Origin of the sequence: Microbacterium laevaniformans (assembly GCF_016907555.1) — a bacterium.
GTDB lineage: Bacteria > Actinomycetota > Actinomycetes > Actinomycetales > Microbacteriaceae > Microbacterium > Microbacterium laevaniformans.
This window is the reverse complement of record NZ_JAFBCE010000001.1, coordinates 366,906-385,756: the sequence shown is the minus strand read 5'-3', so window position 1 is coordinate 385,756 and position 18,851 is coordinate 366,906. Positions and strand designations below refer to the sequence as shown.

Below are 18,851 nucleotides of genomic sequence, written 5' to 3'. Positions count from 1 at the left end.
GGGCCATGGACTTCTGGATCACGCTGCTGCAGCAGCTCACCGAGACCGCGATCGCACCGATCACCGCCGCGTACGTCATCGCGGCGATCGGCCTGAACATCCACTTCGGATACACGGGCCTCATGAACATGGGGCAGGCGGGCTTCATGCTCCTCGGCGCCTACGGGTTCGCGATCACCGTCATCAACGGCGGCGGCTTCTGGCTCGGCGTTCTCGTCGCGATCGTGGCCTGCGTCGTGTTCGCGTTCGTGCTCGGCATCCCGACCCTGCGCCTGCGCGGCGACTACCTCGCGATCGTCACGATCTGTGCGGCGGAGATCGTGCGCATGGTCGGACGCCTGTCCGCCCTCGCCGGCGTGACCGGCGGATCGACGGGCCTCGTCGGACCCGAATACCGCGGAGCGTTCACGAGCCTGTCGATCCTGCCTCCGGGCACCACGCAGATCCTGTGGTTCTCGTACCCCAACACCGACCCGGGGTCGGGCAACGACTGGTGGACGCGCCTGGTCGCCTGGGCCCTCGTCGCCATCGCCCTGCTGTTCACCTGGCTGGCCATGCGCAGCCCGTGGGGTCGCGTGCTCAAGGGCATCCGCGAGGACGAGGACGCCGTGCGCAGCCTCGGCAAGAGCTCGTACTCCTACAAGATGCAGGCTCTCATCATCGGCGGTGTGCTCGGCGGCATCGCCGGCATCCTGGTGGTGCTGCCGGCCTCCGTGCAGCCCGACGGCTTCGGGCGTCCGCTCACGTTCAACCTGTGGACGATCATGCTGCTGGGCGGCGCCGCCACGATCTTCGGCCCGCTGCTGGGATCGATCATCTTCTTCGTCGTGCGCATCGCGATCGTGCAGATCGCCGGCGAGTACATCCCGGCGTCGATCCTCAACACGCAGCAGACGCAGTGGCTGTCGTGGGTGCTGATCGGCATCGCTCTCATGCTGCTGGTGATCTTCCGACCACAGGGCATCCTCGGCAATAAGAAGGAGTTGAGCTTCAATGCCTGACCAGACCGCCGACCGCGCCGTTCCGGTCTCGCAGGAGCCCGGCGCGATCACACAGGCCATCCGCTCCACGCTGCTGAACGTCGCGGAGACGCCCGGCTCGGCCAAGCCCGATCCCATCCTCGTGGTCGACAACATCGTTCGACGCTTCGGCGGGATGACGGCCGTCGACGTCGATCACCTCGAGGTGCAGCGCGGCGCGATCACGGCGCTGATCGGCCCGAACGGCGCCGGCAAGACCACGTTCTTCAACCTCATCACCGGCTTCGACAAGCCGTCGTCGGCGAAGAAGCTCTTCGGGGGGCCTTCACCGGCCGAGGCTGCCAAGTGGTCGTTCGACGGGCGCACGCTCGGCAACACCGCGGCATCCAAGGTGGCCCGCGCCGGCATGGTGCGCACGTTCCAGCTGACGAAGGCGCTGTCGCGCATGACGGTGCTGGACAACATGCTGATCGGCGCGAAGGACAACCCCGGCGAGAACCTGGCGGTCGGCCTCATCAAGCCACTGTGGGGCGACGCCGAGAAGGCGAACATCGCCAAAGCCGAGGAGCTGCTGCAGCGCTTCAAGCTCGACACCAAGCGCGACGACATGGCCGGAAGCCTCTCCGGCGGGCAGAAGAAGCTCCTCGAGATGGCTCGGGCCCTCATGAGCGATCCGAAGATGATCATGCTCGACGAGCCCATGGCCGGCGTCAACCCCGCGCTGACGCAGAGCCTGCTCGAGCACATCCAGGCGCTGCGCAACGACGGCACGACCGTGCTGTTCGTCGAGCACGACATGCACATGGTGCGCCACATCTCCGACTGGGTGGTCGTCATGGCCCAGGGCGAGGTGGTCGCCGAGGGCGATCCGGAGCGCGTCATGAAGAACCCGGCCGTGATCGACGCCTACCTGGGCGCGTACCACGACACCGATCTCGGCGACGATGCCGCCGTGAACACCGGCCTCATCACCCAGATCGAGGCCGAGGTCGAAGCCGAGGCCGAGCAGGAGGACGACCACAAATGAGCATGCCATCCGCCGCTGCGGCGCCCGAGGCGCCGACGGCGACGCCCGTCGTCAAAGCCGACAGCCTCGTCGCCGGGTACCTGCCGGGCGTCAACATCCTCAACGACTGCACGCTGGAGGCGTTTCCCGGTGAGCTCGTCGGGATCATCGGTCCCAACGGCGCCGGCAAGTCGACGCTGCTGAAGGCTCTCTTCGGACTCGTGAACGTCCGCTCCGGCGCCGTCACGCTGGAGGGCGAGGACATCACCAACCAGAAGGCCAACCAGCTCGTGCAGGCAGGGATCGGCTTCGTTCCCCAGACGAACAACGTCTTTCCCTCCCTGACGATCGAGGAGAACATGCAGATGGGCATGTTCTTGCGACCCAAGGAGTTCCAGAGCCGCGTCGCCGAGATCTGGGAGCTCTTTCCCGTGCTGGGCGAGCGTCGCAAGCAGCGCGCCGGATCGCTCTCCGGCGGCGAGCGCCAGTCGGTCGCCATGGCCCGCGCCCTCATGATGAAGCCGAAGGTGCTGCTGTTGGACGAGCCCAGCGCGGGCCTGTCGCCCGTTCGGCAGGACGAGACGTTCATCCGCACGCGGGAGATCAACAAGACCGGCGTGACCATCATCATGGTGGAGCAGAACGCCCGCCGCTGCCTGCAGATCTGCGACCGCGCCTACGTCCTCGACCAGGGCCGCAACGCCTACGAGGGCGCGGGTCGCGAACTCGCGAAGGACCCGAAGGTCATCGAGCTGTACCTCGGCACGCTCGCCGCGGATGTCGAGGCGTCGCACTCGGACTGACCGCTCAAGGGAAAGAAGGGGCTCATCGCAATCGAGGGTGTAGGAGTGGTCTGAAGCCGCCGGCTTCGAGCAGCGACCGCGCGATGTAGTGAGTCAGGTTGCGGAAGCCCAGGGCCGATCCGCGGAGGTGTTCGAGGCGCCCGTTGATTGCCTCGGTGGGTCCGTTCGAGGTGCCGGGGCGGTCGAAGAACGCGAGCACGTCGGCTGCGCGCTGCTTCAAGGTCCGCCCGAGTCGGCGGATCTCGGTGAGAGCGGCGGGGACGCCGCTGCTGACGGCGTCGATCACTGCGCGCATCATCTCCTTGGCCTTGTTCTTGTCGGGTTCGCGGTAGGCCGCGACGATGCGCTGGTAGATGCCCCAGGTCGCTTCGACCTCGATGTGCTCCTCGGCGGCGAACACCGCGTCGAGGCGTGCGGTCTGCTTCTCGGTGAGCAAGCTCGCGCCGGTGTGAAGGGTGCGGCGGACACCGTAGAGCGGGTCACCGGCGTGGCCGCGGTGGCCGAGGTTGTCCTGCTGAACACGCTGCCGGGTGCGGTCCAGGGCGTCGCCGGCGAGGCGGACGACGTGGAACGGGTCCATGACGGGGACGGCGTCGGGGAGTTCCTCGGCCGCGGCGGTCTTGAACCCGCTGAACCCATCCATCGCGACCACCTCGATCGCCTTCGACCAGTCCGCGGGCCGGGCGGCGAGCCACTGCTTGAACACCTGCTTCGACCGCCCCTCGACCATGTCCAGCAGCCGGGCCGGGCCGCTCTTCTCGCGGACCGGGGTGAGGTCGATGATCACGGTCACGTACTTGTCGCCGAACCGTGTGTGGCGCCAGACGTGCTCGTCGACACCGATCGTGGTCACCCCATCGAACCGCGTGGGGTCGTCGATCAGCCGTCGCTTGCCTTCGGCGAGGATCGCGGTGTTCGCGGTGTGCCACGACACCCCGAGTCCTGCTGCGGCGCGGGAGACGGTGAGGTGGTCGACCACGATCGTGGTGAGTGCCCACCCGATCCCGCCGCGCGAGATCTTCGCCCGTGGCGCCGCCGCTTTCGTCGTGTCCTGCCGCCAGGTGCGCCGGCAGTGCGCGCACCGGTAGCGGCGCACCCGGATCAGCAGCGTCGTCGGCCGGTGCCCGAACGGCTCATGCGCGAGCGGCCGCGTGACCGTGTCACGCGCCACGCCCTCCGCACCGCACTTCCGGCACCACGGGTCATCATTGATGACACGGCACTCAAGCACTGCCCGGTCTGGCTCGAGCAGCTGTCCAACAGCCTCGAGGCCGAGCTCGTCGAGGCGGCAGAACGTGGTCAGGTCAGGGGTCGCGAACGTAGGGTGGTGCACGTCGAGGTCTTTCGGATGGGCAGCGTAGGAACTTCCATCCTGGAAGACCTCGACGCCTATCCGCGAACCACCAGCCGGCCCACGACTACACCCTCATCTGCGAAGAGCCAAAGAAGGGGCGGATGCCGCAGCATCCGCCCCTTCTTTCGTGCGTGGGTGTCAGTTCACGGAGCCCTGGATGGACTTCTGGAAGACGGGAGTGTTGTTGGTGTCGAACTTGTAGATGCCGATGTAGGCGCTCGACGGGTCGTTCTGGGAGTTGAAGGGACCGATGCCCGCCTTACCCGTGTACGTGATGTCCTTGCCGCTCTTGATGAGCGCGAGGCACGAGGCGTAGTCGGAGCACTTCTCACCGTTGGTGGTGCCCGAGACCGCGGCGAGGTTCGCCTGGATCGTCGGACCGTCGGTGCCCTTGCCCTTCTCGGCAGCCAGCGCGGCGAGCACGATGGCGTCGTAGGACTCGGGAGCGTACGAGAAGTCCTTCAGGTCGGCGTTCGCGCTCTTCTTGTAGAAGTCCACGAGGCGCTGCTTGAACTCGGGGTCGGGCTGGGCGCCGGGAATGGTGCCCTGGGCGCCGGTGAGCGTGCCCGCCTCGAAGTCCTTGCTGTAGTCGGCCGTGTTGCCGTCGACGAGGTACGTCTTCGACAGATCCCAGCCCTGAGCCTTCAGCTCGGGGACGATCTGCTTGGTCTCGTCGAAGGCGAGGATCACGATCGCGTCGGGCTTGGCCGCCAGAGCCGCCGACACCTCGGACGAGAAGGTCTTCTGCCCGGGAGCGAACTCCTGACCCTTGCCCTTGGCGCCGTAGACGACTTCGCCGCCCGCCTTGGTGACGGTGTCTTCGACGACATCGCGCAGGCCGGTGCCGTACGCGTCGTTGAAGACGATGAACGCGACCTTCTGGACGCCGTCACCGATGACGAGGTTGCCCAGCGCCGAGCCCTGCACCGTGTCCGGCGGAGCGGTGCGGAAGTAGTAGCTGGAGTAGCCGGAGAGCTCGGTCGCGGTGTTCGCGGGCGAGATCTGCACCTTGCACTTCGAGACGATGGTGTCGACGAAGTTGAGGCTGACGCTCGAGGACTCGGCACCGAGCACGACCTGCGCGTCCGACGACGCGATCTGCGCAGCCGAGGCGGTGGAGACCGACAGGTCCGACGAGGCGCCGGAGTCGGTGATCGGGCCGACCTTGATCGGCTGGCCGAGCACGCCGCCGGCGGCGTCGATGTCCTCGACGGCGAGGCCGTAGCCGGCCTCGGCGGGCGGGTTGAGGTAGGCCAGCGAGCCGGTCTGCGGCAGGATCGTCGCGAGCGTGAACGGTCCGGTCGAGGGCGTGCCGGGCTTGCAGGCGGCGGCAGGGTCCGCCGACCCCGTCGAGGTTGCCGTGGGAGCCGTCGTGGCGCCGCCCCCACCCGAGCTCGAACACCCTGCGAGGGCGAGCGACGCAGCGCCCGCGAGCGCAAACGCGGCGATCAGCGCCTTGTTGCGATGAACCATGGGTTCTTCCCTTTCTTCGATGACATCGCGCGGCGCACGGGCTCCGCGGTCTGGCTTGAACGCTAAACCTGCTGTGTCACCAGGATGTTTCGCGCACGCATCGAAGAAAAGCACCGCGACGCAATCGTTATGAACCTCGCCGTGCGCGCGGGAGCACCGCCGGGAGGGTCTCAGACCAGATCGGCGACGTCGGAGATGCTCCGGGACCGCCGCGACGACACCACGGAATCGACGCTCAGCACGACCAGCGCGACCCACACGAGCGCGAACCCGATCCAGCGTTCGAGCGGCATCGGCTCGTGCAGGATCCACGCCCCGGTGATGAACTGCAGGATCGGGGCGACGAACTGCAGCAGGCCGATCACGGTGAGCGGCGCCCGGCGCGCCCCCGCGGCGAACAGCAGCAGCGGAACAGCGGTGACGACGCCCGCGAGGGTGACCAGCACGGTGTGCCCGACGCCCTGGGTGCCGAAGACGAGGCCGGTGGTGGCGGCGACCACGACGAGCTGGATCAGGGCGATCGGGGCCAGCCACAGCGATTCGAGAGTGAGGCCGCTGATGGCATCGACCCGAGGACCGATCTGCTTCTTCACGAGTCCGTAGGTGCCGAAGCTCGCCGCCAGGGTCAGTGCGATCCAGGGGAACGATCCGTAGGCCACGATGATGACGACCACGGCCAGGCCCGCGAAGCCGATCGCGATCCACTGTGCCAGCCGGAGGCGCTCCTTCAGCACGATCACACCCAGCAGCACGGTCACGATCGGGTTGATGAAGTAGCCGAGGCTGCCCTCGATGACGTGACCGGTCAGGATGCCGATGAGGAACACCTGCCAGTTCACGTAGATCAGCAGGCCCGCGACGATCGTCCAGAACACGAGCCGCCGATCGCGCAGGATCGCGAAGAGCTTGCCCCACGTGCGGGTGACGGTGAGCAGGACCGCGCAGAAGGCGAGGGAGAAGAGGATGCGCCAGCCGACGATCTCCCACGGCCCGATGGGTGCCAGCAGCAGGAAGTAGAGGGGCATGAAGCCCCAGAGGAAGTACGCCGCGAAGGCGTAGATCCCACCGCGCCGTTCGTCGCGGGCGGACTCGGCGGGTGTCATGAGACAAAGCCTACGACGGTCGTGACATGCGCGGGGCGACGGATGCCGAGGCATTCTGCCGTTGGTCGTCGTTCCTCCGCCAATCCGCGTTAACGGCGATGGCCCCCGGACTTTGCCGGGGGCCATCGTCGAATGCGATCGTCAGCGGACGACGACCGCCAGAACGTCGCGGGCCGACAGGACGAGGAACTCGTCGCCGCCGAACTTCACCTCGGTGCCGCCGTACTTGCTGTAGATGACGCGGTCGCCGACGGCGACGTCGAGCGGCACACGGTTGCCGTTGTCGTCGATGCGGCCGGGGCCCACGGCGACGACCTCGCCCTCCTGGGGCTTCTCCTTGGCGGTGTCAGGGATGACAAGGCCACTGGACGTGACCTGCTCAGCCTCGACCTGCTTGATGACGATGCGGTCCTCGAGCGGCTTGATGGAAACCGACACGGTCTACCTCTTTCTTGCTGGGCGTGATGCTTCAAGACTCGTTAGCACCCACAGGGGTGGAGTGCTAACAGCAAGTCTAGAGCGCGGCTGGCACTCGTGCAACGCGAGTGCCAGCTCTACCTCGGGCGAGGGGATGCGACGGTGACAAGCCTGCGGCAGACGTCGGCATCGCGCTGGACGAAAGTGAGCGGGTGCTGAGCCGCCCCGCATAGGCTGGCGGGATGGAACGCGCCGAGCTCACCGCCCTGCTCACCCCCGAGGGGCTGCGGCTGGTCGATGAGCTCGGCGCGATCGACTCCGCCGACGAGGTGGCCCGCACCGTGTCGCGATTGCGGGCGCAGGGCCTGTCGCCCGACCTCGTCTCCGCTGCCGTGGGCCAGGCGCGGCTGCGGACGCGCGCACGCGCGAAGTTCGGCGACTTCGCCGACCGGATGCTCCTCACGCGCGCGGGCCTCGAACAGGCCACGCGCCTGTCGGTGGGCGCGCGCCACGCGGGCCGGTTCCGCGACGCCGGCGTGCGCCGCGTCGCCGACCTCGGCTGCGGGATCGGCGGCGATGCGCTCGCGTTCGCCGGGATCGGCCTCGACGTGCTGGCCGTCGACGCCGACGAGACCACGGCCGCCCTGGCCGCGTACAACCTCGCCCCGTTCGGCGAGTCCGCGACGGTGCGCCATGCCCGCGCCGAGGAGGTCGCGCTCGACGGCGTCGACGCGGTGTGGCTCGATCCGGCCCGACGCACGGCCGGCCATACCGAGACCGCGCGGGTCGCCGCCGGTGACTGGTCGCCGTCGCTGGAATGGGTCTTCGCTCTCGCGGAGCGGATGCCCGCGGGCATCAAGCTCGGACCGGCGTTCGACCGGGCGCGGATCCCCGAGACTGCGGAGGCGCAGTGGATCAGCGTCGACGGGTCGACCATCGAGCTCGTCGTCTGGACCGGAACGCTCGCCCGCGCCGGTGTCCGCCGCTCGGCGCTCGTCGTCCGCTCCGACCGTGCGGCCGAACTGACGGCGTCCTCCGACGCCGAGGATGCCGAGGTCCGCCCCTTGGGCGCTTTCGTCCACGAGCCGGAGGGCGCCGTCATCCGCGCACGCCTGATCGGCGAGGTGGCCCGCCGCCTCGACGCCGGAATGCTCGCCCCCGGCATCGCCTACCTGACCTCCGATGCCGAGATCACCAGCCCCTTCGTGCAGTCCTTCCGCGTCCTCGAGGAGCTGCCCACCGATCTGAAGGCGCTCCGGCAGGCGCTCCGGGAGCGGGAGATCGGCACGCTGGAGATCAAGAAGCGCGGCGTCGATGTCGACCCCGCGACCTTCCGCACCCAACTGAAGCTGAAGGGTCCGCGCACCGCGACGCTGATCCTCACGCGCGCGGGGACCTCGCGCATCGCCCTGCTCGCCGAGCGCGTCACCGGCTGACGCGCATCGCGTCGGCGCGGCGCGCCCGCTCAGCCGAACAGCGGCCCCTGGGTCGACGCCCACCACAGCCAGCCTGCGCTGTAGGCGAGCGACAGCAGGCTCAGGCACAGCGCCCAGACCGCGACGGCGCGGCTCTCCCACGGGTGGCGCAGTGCGACGACGGCGAAGACCGCTCCCACGATGCCGATGAGAAAGCCCCAGCCGACCACGAGCGACACGATCAGCCCGACGACGGCGAACGTGAGGGCCCACGGGGCGCTGCGGGGCAGCACCGGCGGCGCCGGAGCCCAGCGCACGTCGGGTTCGGGCGTCCACGACGCAGCGGCCGCGGCATCCACATCCACCGGCGCCGCCACGGGTACCGGCTCGGTGAACTCGCGCTGGAAGCCGCCGCGGTGCGCCCCGGGGAGGGCAGCGCTGTCGGCGGGGGCGACGTCAGTCGACCGTGCTTCCAGCCGCGTCTCGACACGCGGGAGGGGCACGTCGGGCACGTCGGGCGCGGGGCCGGGGCGGTCATCACTCATCCCACGGCCTCCCCGGCGACCTGGATCTGCGTCACCGGCAACGTCGAATCCGCGCCGAACGCGAGGGTCGAGGGCTGGCGTCCGCTCGCGATGAGCTCGGACGCGAGCGCGGCGATCATAGCCCCGTTGTCGGTGCACAGACTCAGCGGCGGGATGCGCACGGCGACTCCCGCTTCGGCCGCGCGCGCCAGCGCGACCTCGCGCAGGCGCCGGTTGGCGATGACGCCGCCGCCGAGCAGCAGTCGCGGCACGCCGTGGTGCGCGCAGGCGTCGAGCGCCTTCGTGACGAGCACATCGACGACCGCTTCGCGGAAGGATGCCGCGACATCGGCCACGGCGACCTGCTGCCCCGACGCGTCGGCCTGCTCGACCCAGCGAGCGACGGCTGTCTTCAGGCCGGAGAAGGAGAAATCGTAGCGGTGCGCCGCCATGTCGGACGCGCGGGACAGCCCGCGCGGGAAGCGGATGGCCGACGGGTCGCCGCCCGCGGCGGCGCGGTCGATCTCCGGTCCGCCGGGGTAGGGCAGCCCGAGGATGCGCGCGATCTTGTCGAAGGCCTCTCCGGCGGCGTCATCGAGGGTCTCGCCGAGAAGCTCCACATCGCTCACGAGGTCACGCACGAGAAGCAGCGACGTGTGCCCGCCGCTGACCAGGAGCGCGACCGTCGGGTACTCGACGTCCTCGCCGGTGAGCAGGTCGGCGGCGATGTGTCCGACGAGATGGTTGACGGCGTACAGCGGCTTGTCGAGACCGACCGCAAGCGCCTTGGCGGCGCCGATGCCGACCATGAGCGCACCGGCGAGCCCCGGCCCGCTCGTGACGGCGACGGCATCCACGTCGGCGAGGGCGATGCCGGCCTCGGCCACGGCGGCGGCGATCGCCGGCTGCAGCGCCTCCAGGTGCGCGCGGGCGGCGACTTCGGGCACGACCCCGCCGAAGCGGGCGTGCTCGTCCATCGAGCTCGAGATGGTGTTGCTGAGCAGGGTGCGGCCCCGGACGATGCCGATGCCGGTCTCGTCGCAACTCGTCTCGATGCCGAGCACAAGCGGTTCGCCGGCGGTCATGAGCACACTCCCCCGATCTGCGTCTGCGCGTGCCGCTCGGCGGCCCAGGCGACGAGATCGAGCTTCATGACGACGGCATCCACGTCGTCGGGCTGGTAGTAGCGGGGGCGACGCGCGATCTCGAGGAATCCCTCCGAGACGTACAGCGCGGACGCGGTCGGATTGTCGGCACGCACCTCGAGGAACACTTCGCGCGCCCCGCGCTGCCGCGCCGCCTCGAGGAGTGCCCGCAGCAGCGTCCGCCCGCGGCCCCGGCCCCGGGCGGACGCGGCGACCGTGATCGTCTGGATGTCGGCGTCTGCGGCGCGGGCGACAGCGCGGACACCGCCGTATCCGAGCAGACGACCCGCCTCGACGTCGACGAGGTAGTGCGCGTGCGGCGAGAGGAGCTCCTCGCGCATCATCGGCTCGCTCCACGCGTCGGTCGGAAACGACGCGCGTTCGAGGTCCATGATGTCGGCGAGGTCGCCGACCGTCGCCACGCGAAGCGTCATGATGCTCCTCCCACGGGCGGGCGGGCGATGCTCTTGGGCAGCGTGACGTCGGGAGCTCGCAGGTACAGCGGCTCCGCACCGGTGAGTTCGCGTCCGGCGGCGACGGCACGCGCCGCGACGACCGCGAGCATGGCCGCGCTGATCGCGGTCACATCGACGCGCTCGGCCTCCTGCGCGGACAGCACCGCGTCGATGTCGGTGCGCAGGGCGAGGGCGGGTCCCATCGCACGGATCGGGAGACCGTCGGCATCCATGCCCTCGTACACCGAGTACGCGACCTCACGCCGCCGGGCATCGGTCACGACGGCGAACCGGCGCGTGTCGGCGTACGGATCGGCCAGCGCATCGTCGAGGAGGACCGCGAGGGCCGCCGCGTCATGACTGGGAACCGCGACGACGGGGAGGCTCCGGGCGAGAGCGAAGGCGCGTGCCGCCGCGATACCCACCCGCAGCCCCGTGAAGGGGCCCGGCCCCATGCCGGCGGCGACGTGCGTGAGGGTGACCGGCTCTGCCGCCCCGGTCTGTCCGATCGGGCCCCGGGCGGCGTCGGCGAGCGCGTCGCGCAGGAGGTCGCCGATCACTTCGGCGTGACCGAGCGGGTTGTCGCTGGTGCGGTCGGCGCGAACCGCGCCGTCGGGATCGACGATGCCGACGGCGGTGCCGAGCGAGGTGTCGATGCCGAGGATCACGTTTCCAGGGTAATCGCGCTCAGCGCCCGCCGGAGCGCTCACCCGTGCCGGGTGATGCGCACGCGCCGCGGTGCGGCGTCCTCCATCGCGGCCATGTGGGGGCCGGCGGTGCCGCAGGCGTTGTCGACGCCGGCGCCGCTCCAGCCCCGGTCGATCTCGACCTCCCACCAGCGGTCGGCGACGGCATCCGCGAACGGCGCCGCCCACTCGGCGACGACGACCGCATGGGCGAAATCGATGTCGAGGTCGTCGAGCTCTCCGTCGGTTCCGAGCCGGTAGGCGTCGACGTGAACGAGGGCGGGACCGTCGGCGAGCGAAGGGTGGGTGCGGGCGATGACGAAGGTCGGGCTCTGCACGCGGCCGCGCACGCCGAGTTCGGCGGCGATGCCGCGCGTCAACGTCGTCTTGCCCGCGCCGAGGGGCCCCGTCAGCACGACGAGATCACCGGCGCCCAGCGCGCGGCCGAAAGCCCGGCCGAGCTCTTCCATCTCTGCGGGCGAGGCGATCTCGCGCTGCCCGACGAACTCATCCAATCCGCTCATGCGATCACCGTTTCGTCTTCTCTCCGCCCGCTGCAACGCCGCGGACGGGTCGCGGATTCCCGCGGGCGGGGTGCGGCAGCGCGCAGCGGTGAACTCACGCCACGCCCTCGCGCCGCGGCACGCGCGGACCGATGCGGGTGACGATCTCGTAGTTGATGGTGCCCGCGGCATCCGCCCACACCTCCACCGGAGGCGCCCCCAGCGTCGGGTCGCCGAACAGGACGGCTTCGTCGCCCACCGCGACGGGGTGATCACCGACGTCGACGACGAACTGGTCCATCGCGATGCGACCGGCGACGGGGAAGACCTCCCCGCCGATGCGGACGGCGGCGCCCCCGGACGCTGCGCGCGGCACACCGTCGGCGTAGCCCGCGGGGATCAGGGCGAGCGTGGTCGCCCGCGTCGTGCGGTAGCCGTAGCCGTAGGAGACGCCCTGGCCGGCGGGCACGCGCCGGACAGCGGCGACGGCGGCGCGAAGCGTCATCGCGGGTCGCAGGCCCAGATCGGCGGAGGTGCGGTCGGCGAACGGCGACAGCCCGTAGATCGCAATGCCGAGCCGGACGCACCCGAAGCGCGATTCGGGCAGGGCGATGGCCGCGTGCGAAGCGGCGATGTGCCGCAGCTGCGGGGCGAGGCCATAGGATGCCGCGAGGGCGAGCCCGTCGCTGAAACGCTCGATCGCCGCGCGGTCATCGGCGGCGGACGTGTTCGACAGATGGCTGAAGATGCCCACGACCCGCAGGCGCCCGATGCGCTCCAGACGGGCGGCCTCGGCGAAGGCGACCGCGTAGTCGGCGGGGGCGAGCCCGTTGCGGCCGAGGCCCGTCTCGATCTTCAGGTGCACGCCCACGGGGCGATCGGCCGACGCCGCCGCGGCGGCGGCCTGCAGCTGATCGATGCGGGAGACACCGAGCTCGATGCCACGGGAGGCGGCCTCGGCGAAGCGGGCGGCGGGCGCGTGGAGCCAGGCGACGATGGGGGCGTCGATGCCCGCGCGGCGCAGGGCCAGCGCCTCGTCGATGTCGGAGACGCCGATGCGGCGGACGCCCCCCTCGAGCGCCGCGCGGGCCGAACGCACGGCGCCGTGCCCGTAGCCGTCGGCCTTGACGACGGCGATGACCTCGGATGCCGTCAGCTGTCGCAGGTGCCGCACGTTCGCCGTGATCGCCGCGGTGTCGATGACGGCTTCGCGCAGCACGCCCTCGGGAAGTCTGCTCATGCGCTCTCCTGCGATTCGGCAATGACGTACGCGGTCGCCAAACCCGCGTCGTGACTGAGGGACAGATGCAGGGCGCCGATGCCGCGCGCGGCGACCGTGGCCGCCGTCTCGCCGCTCAGCGCGAAGACGGGTCGGCCCGACGGCTCGCTCGCCACCTCGATGTCTGTCCAGTGCACACCGTCCGAGCCGCCGAGCGCCTTGATCAGCGCCTCCTTGGCGGCGTAGCGGGCGGCCAAGGAGTGCGGCCTCAGGCCGCGCTCCCCCGGCGCGAAGAGACGCTCGATCAGCCGGGGCGTGCGCTGCAGCGAACGCTCGAAGCGCGGGATGTCGACGAGATCGACGCCGATTCCGATGATCACGGCATCCACCCCCTCCGCGCACGCGCGCCCCACCAGCCTACCCGCGCCGCGCCGGCGGACTATTCGACGGTGACGGACTTTGCGAGGTTGCGCGGCTGGTCGACGTCCAGGCCCTTCGCGGTGGCGAGGCCCATGGCGAAGATGTGCAGCGGCACGACCGCGAGCAGCGGCTCGAACAGGGGGCCGGCCAGCGGGATGCGCAGCACCTCGTCGGCGAATGGCAGCACGGCGGCATCGCCCTCTTCGGCGACGGCGATGACGCGCGCGCCTCGGGCGCGGATCTCCTGGATGTTGGAGACGACCTTCTTGTGCAGCTCGGCCGACTCGCGCGGCGAGGGCACGATGACGAAGACCGGCTGACCGGGTTCGATCAGCGCGATGGGTCCATGCTTGAGCTCGCCGGCGGCGAAGCCCTCCGCATGGATGTAGCTGATCTCCTTGAGCTTGAGAGCACCCTCCAGGGCGATCGGGTAGCCGACGTGACGACCCAGGAAGAGCACCGACTGGGTGTCGGCCATCCAGTGCGAGAACTGCTCGATGTGCGTCTGCTCCTTGTCGAGCACCCGCTGGATCTTGGCGGGGACCGCCTCGAGCTCGCGAACGTGCGTCGCCTGCTCGGCCACGGAGATCGTGCCGCGCAGGCGCGAGACGTGCAGGGCCAGCAGGTACAGCGCGGTGATCTGGGCGACGAAGGCCTTCGTGGAGGCCACGGCCACCTCGGGTCCGGCGTGCGTGTAGATCACGGCATCCGACTCGCGGGGAATCGTCGCGCCCTGCGTGTTGCAGATCGACAGCGTCTTGGCGCCCTGCTCGCGGGCGTACTTGACGGCCATCAGGGTGTCCATGGTCTCGCCCGACTGACTGATCGAGACGACCAACGTGTCCTCGCCGATGACCGGGTCGCGGTAGCGGAACTCGTGCGCGAGCTCCACGTCGACGGGGATGCGGGTCCACTGCTCGAGCGCGTACTTGCCGGTCTGACCGGCGTAGGCGGCGGTGCCGCAGGCGATCACGACGATGCGACGGATGCCGGTGAACAGCTCGTCCAGCCCGTCGAGCTCGGGAATGGCCACCGTCATCTCCGCCCCCGTGGGACCGGCGGCGCGCAGGCGCCCGCGGATGGTGTTCGCGACCGCGTCGGGCTCCTCGGAGACCTCCTTGGCCATGAACGAGGACCAGCCGCCCTTCTCGGCCGCCGAGGCGTCCCAGACGACCTCGAACGGCTCGACCTCGACGGGGGCGCCGGAGAAGTCGGTGACCTCGACGCCGGCGGGCGTGATCGCGACGATCTCGTCCTGGCCGATCGCGAGCGCGTTGCGCGTGTGCTCGACGAAGGCGGCGACGTCGGACCCGAGGAAGTTCTCCCCCTCACCGAGACCGATCACGAGCGGCGAGTTGCGGCGGGCGCCGACGACGAGCCCGGGCTGGTCGCGGTGCATCGCGAGGAGCGTGAAAGCGCCTTCCAGACGGGCCACGACGGTGCGGAAGGCGGCGACGAGATCGCCGGAGGCCTGATACTCGCGGCCGAGGAGCACCGCGGCGACCTCGGTGTCGGTCTCGGAGCGGAACGTGTACCCCTCGCTGAGCAGCTCGGCCTTCAGCTCCGAGAAGTTCTCGATGATGCCGTTGTGGATGACGGCGAGCTTGTCGTCGTCGGCGAGGTGGGGGTGCGCGTTGGCGTCGGTCGGACCCCCGTGGGTGGCCCACCGCGTGTGACCGATCCCGGTCGTGCCGTCGGGCATCGGGTGGGCGGCGAGATCGTCGCGCAGCACCTGCAGCTTGCCCGCGCGCTTGCGCATGTCCAGCTCCCCCGCACCGTCGATGACGGCGATGCCGGCGGAGTCGTAGCCGCGGTATTCCAGGCGGGCGAGCCCGGCGAGAAGGATGGCCTGGCTGTCGCGAGGGCCCACGTATCCGACGATTCCACACATGGGCTCCATGCTAGGTGCGCCCATTTGCGCGGATCCCTCACAAACGCCGTGAATTCGGCGGATGTCGCCGTCAGAGCTTGCGCAGGCGCACCGACTCCACCGCGTGCGCCGCCGCCTTCTTCAGCACGAGGGTGGCGCGGTGGCGCGTGGGCGCGACGTTCTCGCGGAGGTTGGGCAGGTTGATCTCGTTCCAGTAGCCGAGGGCCGTCGTGACGGCCTCCTCGTCGGAGAGGTCGGCGAACACGTTGAAGAACGAGCTCGGGTTGCTGAACGCACCGCGGCGCAGGGCCAGGAACCGGTCGACGTACCACTGGGCGATGTCGGCTTCGTCGGCATCCACATAGATCGAGAAGTCGAAGAGGTCGCTGACGGCGACGTCGTGGGGCGACGGCGGGGGCGAGAGCACGTTCAGACCCTCGACGATGACGACGTCGGGGCGACGGACCGTGACATGCGCATCGGGGACGATGTCGTAGCGGACGTGCGAGTAGAACGGGGCGCGCACCTCCGCGGCGCCGGATTTGACCTCGGTGAGAAAGCTGACCAGCGCGCGGCGGTCGTACGACTCCGGAAAGCCCTTGCGCTCCATCAGTCCCCGGCGCTCGAGCTCGGCGTTCGAATAGAGGAAGCCGTCGGTGGTGACCAGTTCCACCCGGGGCGTTCCCGGCCACCGGCTCATCAGCTCGCGCAGCAATCGCGCGATGGTGGACTTTCCGACCGCGACCGACCCGGCGACGGCGACCACGAACGGCGTGGTCGAGTCGGCTTCGCCGAGGAAGGCGGCGGTCTCGGCGCCAAGGCGCTGGGTGTTCTCGGCATAGGTGCTCAGCAGCCGGCTCAGCGGCAGATAGACCTCGCGCACCTCGGTGAGATCGAGCCGATCGCCGATACCGCGCAGCTGCACGACCTCGGTCTCGGTGAGCGGAGCGGGGATGCCTGCAGCCAGGCGTGCCCAGTCTGCGCGCCCGATCTCGCGGTACAGCGAGTCGATCGTCGTCTCGTCTTGGGTGGACATCGGGCCCACTCTATCTGTGGATACGCTGAACCCATGCGTCTCGGAGTCCTCGATATCGGCTCGAACACCGTCCACCTGCTCGTCGCCGATGTCCACCCCGGCGGGCGTCCCCAGGCGACCACGAGCCAGCGCACGGTGCTGCGTCTCATGCGCTATCTCGAGCCCGACGGTGCGATCAGCGAGGCGGGTGTGGAGGCGCTGGTGGATGCCGTCGCGCAGGCCCGCGCCGTCGCCCAGGCGGAGAACGTCGTCGAGCTGCTGGCGACCGCGACCAGCGCGGTGCGCGAGGCCGCGAACGGCGCCGACGTGATCGCGCGGATCGAGGCGGCCCTCGGCCAGGAACTGCAGGTGCTGGGCGGCGAGTCGGAGGCGCGGTTCACGTTTCTCGCGGTGCGCCGCTGGTTCGGCTGGTCGGCGGGGCAGATCCTGCTGTTCGACATCGGCGGCGGATCGCTGGAGATCGCCGCCGGCGCGGACGAACTGCCCGACGTGGCCGCATCGGTCCCTCTCGGCGCGGGAAGGACGACGGTGGAGTTCCTCCCCCATGACCCGCCCGGCGAGGAGGCCGTGGAGGTGCTGCGCGAGCACGCGCGCGGTGTGCTCGCGCCCGTCGCCGCGCGCATGGCCGGTCAGCCTCGGCCGAACCACGTCGTGGGCTCGTCGAAGGCGATCCGGTCGCTGGCGAAGCTCGCCGGCTACCCCGTGCCGGGCTGGAGCGGGAGCGAGCGGATGCTGCTGCCGCGGGGAGCGCTGAGCTCGTGGATTCCGCGGCTGGCGCGCATCCCGGCATCCGCCCGTCAGGAGCTGCCCGGCATCACCGCCGACCGCACCTTCCAGATCGTCGCGGCCGCCGTCGTGCTGCACACGGCCATGACGGCGCTCGACGTCGACGAACTCGAGGTGAGCCCCTGGGCGCTGCGCGAAGGCGTGCTGCTGCGGTACATCGAGTCGCTGAGCTGGCAGGAACCGGCCTGAGCGCCGTCGGTGGCCGATCGAGGGGAGCAGCCCCTCCGTCGGGGGGGGGGCGTCGGGGGGAACGCTGACGAACGGGCCGCGCACCCCTTTTGCCGGCGCGTAATCTGCGCCGATCGCCGCCTCAGCCCCGGACGATGTCGGCGAGTTCGTCGGCGATACGCTGCGCATCGTCGTGCGAGGCGGCCTCGACCATGACCCGCACCATCGGCTCGGTTCCCGAGGGGCGCAGCAGCACCCGCCCGCTGTCGCCGAGCGCCGCTTCGGCGACCTGCACGCCGGCGAGGACGTCGGCGTCGGTCGCGCGGGAACGCTCGACCCCGCGCACGTTGATCAGCACCTGAGGGAAGACGGTCATGACCGACGCCAGATCGGCCAGCGAACGCCCCGTCCGCGCCATCTCGGCGCACAGGTGCAGCCCGGTGAGCACACCGTCGCCGGTCGTCGCGTAGCGGCTCATGATGACGTGGCCGCTCTGCTCGCCGCCGAGGGAGAAGCCGCCCTCGTTCATCCGCTCCAGCACGTAGCGGTCACCGACCGCGGTCTGCTCGACGGTGATGCCCTGGGCGGCCATCGCGCGGTGCAGGCCGAGGTTGCTCATGACGGTCGCCACCAGCGTGTCGTTCTTGAGCCGCCCGTCGCGCTTCATCGCGACGGCGAGAATCGCCATGATCTGGTCGCCGTCGATCACGCGCCCCTCGGCATCCACCGCCAGGCACCGGTCGGCGTCGCCGTCGTGCGCGATGCCGACGTCAGCGCCGGTGCGCACGACCTCCGCAGACAGCTTCTCGAGGTGCGTCGATCCGTAGCCGTCGTTGATGTTGACGCCGTCGGGGTCGGCGCCGATGACCGTCACCTTCGCCCCGGCGTTGCGGAACGTCTCGGGAGAGACACCGGATGCCGCGCCGTGCGCGCAGTCCAGCACGACGTGCAGCCCGTCCAGGCGGTGCGGCAGGGACGCGAGCAGGTGGATCGCGTAGCGGTCCTCGGCATCCGAGAAGCGCACCACGCGCCCGACGTCGCCGCCGGTGGGACGCAGCTTCTCCCCCGCCATCGCCTCTTCGATGCGTCGCTCGACCTCGTCGGGGAGCTTGACGCCGCCGCGGGCGAAGATCTTGATGCCGTTGTCGGGGGCAGGATTGTGGGATGCCGAGATCATGACGCCGAAGTCGGCGTCGATGTCACCGATGAGGTAGGCAGCCGCCGGCGTGGGCAGCGTTCCCGCGTCGAGGACGTCGACGCCCGACGAGGCGAGCCCCGCTTCGACGGCCGCCGACAGGAACTGACCGGACACGCGAGGATCGCGCGCGATCACGGCGGTGAGCCGCTTGCCCGCGGCCTTTCGTGCCTCGGCGATACGGCCCTGGCCCAGGACGACGGCGGTCGCCTGGGCCAGGGTGAGCGCGAGGTCGGCGGTGAGGGGGCCGTTGGCCAGGCCCCGCACACCGTCCGTCCCGAACAGCGCCATGA

Annotated in this window: 19 protein-coding genes; 5 read left to right on the top strand and 14 right to left on the bottom strand. The window is 70.3% G+C overall.

What is annotated here, in order from left to right; all coding sequences use genetic code 11:
- Window positions 1–5 precede the first annotated feature (5 nt).
- The 3 genes from JOE53_RS01760 to JOE53_RS01750 are packed head-to-tail and all read left to right on the top strand — an operon-like array spanning window position 6 to window position 2,789.
- A complete protein-coding gene (locus JOE53_RS01760; RefSeq protein ID WP_036284236.1) occupies window positions 6–1,001 on the top strand; it encodes a branched-chain amino acid ABC transporter permease in 996 nt (331 codons plus the stop codon).
- Window positions 994–2,007, top strand: coding sequence for an ABC transporter ATP-binding protein (locus tag JOE53_RS01755; RefSeq protein WP_204946572.1), 1,014 nt, complete (start codon window positions 994–996; stop codon window positions 2,005–2,007). Before JOE53_RS01760 ends, JOE53_RS01755 begins: the two co-directional genes overlap by 8 nt.
- Window positions 2,004–2,789 carry an ABC transporter ATP-binding protein gene (locus tag JOE53_RS01750; RefSeq protein WP_005050387.1) on the top strand — a complete coding sequence of 262 codons (786 nt, stop codon included), beginning with the start codon at window positions 2,004–2,006 and terminating at the stop codon, window positions 2,787–2,789. Before JOE53_RS01755 ends, JOE53_RS01750 begins: the two co-directional genes overlap by 4 nt.
- 22 nt (window positions 2,790–2,811) lie before the next feature.
- On the opposite strand, the gene JOE53_RS01745 is transcribed toward JOE53_RS01750, so the two are convergent.
- From JOE53_RS01745 to groES, 4 genes are all read right to left on the bottom strand, one after another.
- Window positions 2,812–4,122 (bottom strand): ISL3 family transposase, encoded by a 1,311-nt coding sequence (locus JOE53_RS01745; RefSeq protein ID WP_204946571.1) that lies wholly within the window; start codon window positions 4,120–4,122, stop codon window positions 2,812–2,814.
- Window positions 4,123–4,281: 159 nt separating this feature from the next.
- The gene (locus JOE53_RS01740) at window positions 4,282–5,616 is read right to left on the bottom strand and encodes an ABC transporter substrate-binding protein (RefSeq protein WP_204946570.1); all 1,335 of its coding nucleotides are present in this window, start codon (window positions 5,614–5,616) and stop codon (window positions 4,282–4,284) included.
- A 170-nt stretch (window positions 5,617–5,786) separates the two neighbouring features.
- Window positions 5,787–6,719 (bottom strand): EamA family transporter RarD, encoded by a 933-nt coding sequence (rarD, locus tag JOE53_RS01735; protein WP_036284242.1) that lies wholly within the window; start codon window positions 6,717–6,719, stop codon window positions 5,787–5,789.
- Between the two features lie 141 nt (window positions 6,720–6,860).
- The gene (gene groES / locus JOE53_RS01730) at window positions 6,861–7,157 is read right to left on the bottom strand and encodes a co-chaperone GroES (protein ID WP_005050391.1); all 297 of its coding nucleotides are present in this window, start codon (window positions 7,155–7,157) and stop codon (window positions 6,861–6,863) included.
- A gap of 221 nt (window positions 7,158–7,378) precedes the next feature.
- On the opposite strand from groES, the gene JOE53_RS01725 reads away from it, so the two are divergent.
- Complete coding sequence (locus JOE53_RS01725; RefSeq protein ID WP_204946569.1) at window positions 7,379–8,572, top strand: class I SAM-dependent methyltransferase; 1,194 nt, start codon at window positions 7,379–7,381, stop codon at window positions 8,570–8,572.
- A gap of 29 nt (window positions 8,573–8,601) precedes the next feature.
- Here JOE53_RS01725 and JOE53_RS01720 read toward each other — a convergent pair whose 3' ends face one another.
- The 9 genes from JOE53_RS01720 to coaA form a co-directional block, all read right to left on the bottom strand.
- On the bottom strand, window positions 8,602–9,096 hold the full coding sequence (locus JOE53_RS01720) for a hypothetical protein (RefSeq protein WP_204946568.1): 495 nt from the start codon (window positions 9,094–9,096) through the stop codon (window positions 8,602–8,604).
- Window positions 9,093–10,160 carry a tRNA (adenosine(37)-N6)-threonylcarbamoyltransferase complex transferase subunit TsaD gene (gene tsaD, locus JOE53_RS01715; protein ID WP_204946567.1) on the bottom strand — a complete coding sequence of 356 codons (1,068 nt, stop codon included), beginning with the start codon at window positions 10,158–10,160 and terminating at the stop codon, window positions 9,093–9,095. The genes JOE53_RS01720 and tsaD overlap by 4 nt, the downstream gene beginning before the upstream one ends.
- Window positions 10,157–10,654: a ribosomal protein S18-alanine N-acetyltransferase gene (gene rimI, locus JOE53_RS01710; RefSeq protein ID WP_204946566.1), complete on the bottom strand. Its 498-nt coding sequence runs from the start codon at window positions 10,652–10,654 to the stop codon at window positions 10,157–10,159. Before rimI ends, tsaD begins: the two co-directional genes overlap by 4 nt.
- Complete coding sequence (tsaB, locus tag JOE53_RS01705) at window positions 10,651–11,343, bottom strand: tRNA (adenosine(37)-N6)-threonylcarbamoyltransferase complex dimerization subunit type 1 TsaB (protein WP_271170995.1); 693 nt, start codon at window positions 11,341–11,343, stop codon at window positions 10,651–10,653. The genes rimI and tsaB overlap by 4 nt, the downstream gene beginning before the upstream one ends.
- Before the next feature lie 38 nt (window positions 11,344–11,381).
- Window positions 11,382–11,885: a tRNA (adenosine(37)-N6)-threonylcarbamoyltransferase complex ATPase subunit type 1 TsaE gene (gene tsaE, locus JOE53_RS01700; RefSeq protein WP_204946564.1), complete on the bottom strand. Its 504-nt coding sequence runs from the start codon at window positions 11,883–11,885 to the stop codon at window positions 11,382–11,384.
- Between the two features lie 94 nt (window positions 11,886–11,979).
- Window positions 11,980–13,104, bottom strand: a complete 1,125-nt coding sequence (gene alr, locus JOE53_RS01695; protein ID WP_204946563.1) for an alanine racemase — start codon at window positions 13,102–13,104, stop codon at window positions 11,980–11,982.
- On the bottom strand, window positions 13,101–13,463 hold the full coding sequence (locus tag JOE53_RS01690) for a holo-ACP synthase (protein ID WP_005050400.1): 363 nt from the start codon (window positions 13,461–13,463) through the stop codon (window positions 13,101–13,103). Before JOE53_RS01690 ends, alr begins: the two co-directional genes overlap by 4 nt.
- Window positions 13,464–13,522: 59 nt before the next feature.
- The gene (glmS, locus tag JOE53_RS01685) at window positions 13,523–15,394 is read right to left on the bottom strand and encodes a glutamine--fructose-6-phosphate transaminase (isomerizing) (RefSeq protein ID WP_204946562.1); all 1,872 of its coding nucleotides are present in this window, start codon (window positions 15,392–15,394) and stop codon (window positions 13,523–13,525) included.
- A gap of 70 nt (window positions 15,395–15,464) precedes the next feature.
- The gene (coaA, locus tag JOE53_RS01680) at window positions 15,465–16,409 is read right to left on the bottom strand and encodes a type I pantothenate kinase (protein WP_204946561.1); all 945 of its coding nucleotides are present in this window, start codon (window positions 16,407–16,409) and stop codon (window positions 15,465–15,467) included.
- 33 nt (window positions 16,410–16,442) lie between these two features.
- Between coaA and JOE53_RS01675 the strand changes: the two genes are divergently transcribed.
- Window positions 16,443–17,384, top strand: coding sequence for a Ppx/GppA phosphatase family protein (locus JOE53_RS01675; RefSeq protein WP_204946560.1), 942 nt, complete (start codon window positions 16,443–16,445; stop codon window positions 17,382–17,384).
- 121 nt (window positions 17,385–17,505) lie between these two features.
- Here the strand turns inward: JOE53_RS01675 and glmM are convergent, their stop codons facing one another.
- Window positions 17,506–18,849: a phosphoglucosamine mutase gene (gene glmM, locus JOE53_RS01670; RefSeq protein WP_204946559.1), complete on the bottom strand. Its 1,344-nt coding sequence runs from the start codon at window positions 18,847–18,849 to the stop codon at window positions 17,506–17,508.
- Window positions 18,850–18,851 lie beyond the last annotated feature (2 nt).